Origin of the sequence: Herbaspirillum sp. B65 (assembly GCF_000333555.1) — a bacterium.
GTDB classification, from domain to species: Bacteria; Pseudomonadota; Gammaproteobacteria; order Burkholderiales; family Burkholderiaceae_D; genus Herbaspirillum; species Herbaspirillum rubrisubalbicans.
Map to the genome: position 1 here is coordinate 1 of NZ_BADI01000621.1, position 3,602 is coordinate 3,602.

General features: G+C 57.4%; 3 protein-coding genes and 1 pseudogene. 1 reads left to right on the plus strand and 3 read right to left on the minus strand.

Going from position 1 to position 3,602, the window contains the following annotated elements:
• Positions 1-186: 186 nt before the first annotated feature.
• The 3 genes from I5W_RS29860 to I5W_RS14670 form a co-directional block, all read right to left on the minus strand.
• Complete coding sequence (locus I5W_RS29860) at positions 187-366, minus strand: TonB-dependent receptor (protein ID WP_252717033.1); 180 nt, start codon at positions 364-366, stop codon at positions 187-189.
• The gene (locus tag I5W_RS14665) at positions 300-1,517 is read right to left on the minus strand and encodes an alpha/beta hydrolase (RefSeq protein ID WP_252717034.1); all 1,218 of its coding nucleotides are present in this window, start codon (positions 1,515-1,517) and stop codon (positions 300-302) included. The genes I5W_RS29860 and I5W_RS14665 overlap by 67 nt, the downstream gene beginning before the upstream one ends.
• 490 nt (positions 1,518-2,007) lie before the next feature.
• Positions 2,008-2,898 (minus strand): integrase, encoded by an 891-nt coding sequence (locus tag I5W_RS14670; RefSeq protein ID WP_044529777.1) that lies wholly within the window; start codon positions 2,896-2,898, stop codon positions 2,008-2,010.
• A gap of 313 nt (positions 2,899-3,211) precedes the next feature.
• Here I5W_RS14670 and I5W_RS14675 point away from each other — a divergent pair.
• A pseudogene (locus I5W_RS14675) lies at positions 3,212-3,415 on the plus strand (GTP cyclohydrolase, FolE2/MptA family); the annotation flags it as partial.
• Between the last annotated feature and the right edge of the window lie 187 nt (positions 3,416-3,602).

Below are 3,602 nucleotides of genomic sequence, written 5' to 3' on the forward strand. Positions count from 1 at the left end.
TCATGCTGGAAGATGGCAATCGGTCTCANGAGGTCAGGGCCGGCGNGAGCCGGCCCGTTAGTGGAGAAGACCTCAATGTAGGAGTTGGGGCGTAAAAAGCGGGTTGTATTTGCAGGGGTTTGTGTAAACGCGCTGTAAAGCGCAAGGTGCCTGGTCCCGATGTTCCTCGTGAACAGGCCCTGGTCCTCACCAATGATAGGTGGCCGTGGCCAGGATGCTGCGCTGGTCTCCGTAATAGCACGTGGCCGCAGCGGTATCGCAATTGGTCAGATAGGTCTTGTTGGTGAGGTTGCGCAAATTCAAGGCCAGGCTCCAGTGTGCGAGGTCATAGCCGACCAGGCCATCCAACAGCGTATATCCCGGCACCTTGACCGGCGTCCCCCCACCATTGCCGCTGGTGGCGCTGACATAGCGTGCTCCCAGCCCCAGCCTGATGCCATGTCCCCGCAGCTACCGTCGCCGAATAGAGCTGACACGCCACAGGTGGAGGCAAACATCTGCGAACTGTGGTGACCAACGCCTGGAACCTCCAGCAAGCTCTGGTGCAGAGCGCCACTTGCTTTCATCCTCTCCACATAAGCCAGTCCGCGTTGAAATCGTGTCGGCCCTTGAGCCTCTGCGGCGCAGCTCCTGTCGAGTTGATGATGATGGGGGTCGTTATCAGCGGTGCCTAAAAGATAGATGATATCTTTGGCGAAATAGCGTTCGCGGACGGCTTGCGGATTCAGCGGGGCTTGCACATACCTGGGAATGTTGCTGCCGAGGCCGTATTCCCATCGGTTGACGGTGGTGCAGGTGGCGGTGGGGGGCACTGGCCTTTCATCGTTCAGATAGAGATAGGCGGAAGGGTTGGCCACCACGTAGCGAATATGGATACCGTTTTTCAGAAGCTGGGCTTCGCCGTGTTCGACCGCAGCATAATGCTGCGCGAATCGTCCTCCAGCCGAATGCCCGGCAATGACGACCTCTCGCAGATCAGGGAATCTCTGTCGGTCAGCGAGCCGCTGGAGAATGGCGTCAAGTACCTCAAATGAACTGATCCGTGCAGGGGCGATGGCATCGCGGCCGATCGCCCAGTCATTGGGGCCCCAGCGCAAGGTTGACGGTGGTAGCTGATACCGGGTGACGTCAGCCTGAATCAGAAATTGAGGCGTGATGACAATGGCCGTTTGCGCATTGGCGCCAGCTCTGGTCGCGGCGAATTCTCCCGAGCGAAGATCGCGTCGCGGCCATCCGTGAATAACAATGACCGCACGCTGTATACCGGGCTGCACCACACTCCAGTCGCGGGTAACATGCAGAAGTGCGATGCCCGAGCCCGCTGCTGTGGTCACTTCCAAGCGGCCGTCTTGTAATGCCGGGACAGGAGTGAGTACTTCGGGGTCCATTTGAGCCTGTACCGGTAGCGCGGGGACTGCGAGTACAACAAGAATAGCCAGCAGGGAAATGCCACCTGAAATGCTCTTCTTTGATTTTTCAATACAGATGAGGCTGATGCTGGCCTTGATCTCTTTCATGATGAGTGATGAGGCAGTATGTTGACGGATGTACTGCGTTCGACGGTGATCTCATTCCCGGGCCAAGAAAGCGCTCCGCAGGCGATAGAAACCGCCGCTATGGGTTCAACGTGCTATTTTCATTCTCGCACGGCTTCCTGACGATATGCTGAGCCCCTATCGTCGTTCCGTGGACTGTAGCGTGCCTTTTTCCTATATAGCAGTAAAACGAAGTTACACGATGCAGCTTTGCCGTGTCCACCCACCGATCAATCGTCGCTTCACGCCACCTTCTCTCGGATGAGCTCGAAATCCACCGCCGCGTCGATCTTGCGCAACAGGTGCCCCTTGGGCACGAGCATCTCGATGGTCACCATCTCTATCTCTAACTCGTGCTGGACAGCGGTCGGTTTTTTGAGCGTGACCGATTAAACAATAAAGCCTTGGCTCTCGCCAAGGCTTTGCCATCAATCTGAACCTGCTTTGCAGGCTTTTTTTAATGTCGTTTTCATCACTCAAATCGCGCTTTAAGCGGCTGCACCAACTCAGGCTTGCGGCGGTAAATTCGTCTGGTCGTCCGTGCGTCAGCATGGGCTAACAATGCGCGGGCTTGCTCCAGGCTATCGGCGTCACTCGCGCACTTGGCGCGTAGGTCATGGTCGGTGAAAGATTGCGTCACCTTCGTTTCCGTCAACACGCGAACCATGAACCGCTGCCACATGGAATCCCAGCCGCTGAAGTCGTCTCTCTCTTCATTGTAATAGCTGGTCCCGGTACGGGTGCAGAACAGTAGATCGACCTTTTTCGGACGTGCTTCCATAGCTTGAAACACCTCGTCGCGCAAATCCGGCGTCCAGGCGTAAATGGTTCGCTTGCCGGTCGAATTCTTCACCTTCCGGCGTTGCACGTGGATGCCGTCTTCCTTAAAATCCTCCGAAGGAACCAAGCGCAGTAGGTCCCCTTTTGAAATTCCGGTCAGCAACTTAATGCGCATGTAAGCCTGGATGATGGGGACGCCCGACGATCCTCCGTTCGACTGCCGTTTGAGCGCTAAGCACTCCACAATTTCCCAATCCTCCACGTATCGGTCGCGGGGCTTTTGCCCTTCTAGGCGCATCTGCCCGATGAAAGGATGCCGATCGACGTAACCCCACTCCACCGCTTTTGTGAATGCATGTGACAGCAGTGCCACTGCTCTTCGCGCTGCCACCTTCTTCGGTGACTTATCGATGAACTGATAGACGAGCTGTGGACGGATGTCGGTGAGCAGCAGCTCACCGAACACCCCACGCAGCCGACCCACGTATCGATTTCCGTCGAGCTGCTGCTTCACCCCCTTGGTCGGCACTACTTCCAGAGCGTACCTGTCCAGCAGCTGCGCAACGGTTTCTGCCGCATCCAATTTCTCCAGGCGCGCCGCCCAGGTCCTATATGCCTCTGGTAATGTGCCGCCGAGACGGAACTTCTTTTTACCATCCCAACGCGACTCAAGGCCGGCCGGTACATGATAGTAGTATGCACCGTGGTGCAGTACCCAACGCGTAGGCAGTCCTCGATGTTGCGCACTTCTTGGCTTAGGCATATTTCAGTGCCTCCCACTTCGGCTCACGCACACGCTTGCTGCTCTCAACGTTACCACCCAAGAGTTTATCCACGTGCGCGCTAAGAACCACCAAGGATCCGTCCGCGCGGACCCGGTACTGAATTCCCATTGTATTGAGTGTGCCGATGAACAAGCCTTCGCGCTGGCCAATGGTGCCAACCTGATGTACGTGGAAGATGCCGCACGGCGCCTGCGGCAGGCGCTGGAAACCCGCTTTGGCGCTTGCGCGGTACGGGTGGCCCACTTCGAAAGCCTTCATGCCCACGACGCCGTGGCAGCCACTGCCACGCCAGGCTGGCAAGACCGCGTGCGTTAATGCGGCAGACGAAACTTGTCCATGGTGCGGGAGGGCAGTGGCAGCCTACCCCGAACCGGGGTATCGTTGCCGCTTTCGTGTTCTTGTGTATCCAAGCTGCCCATCATGTCCGCTCCCTTTCCTTCTTCCCTGCAGCGCCTGCAATATGCCGCCTTCTCCCCTGGTCCGCGCCTGCTGATCCGGGGCG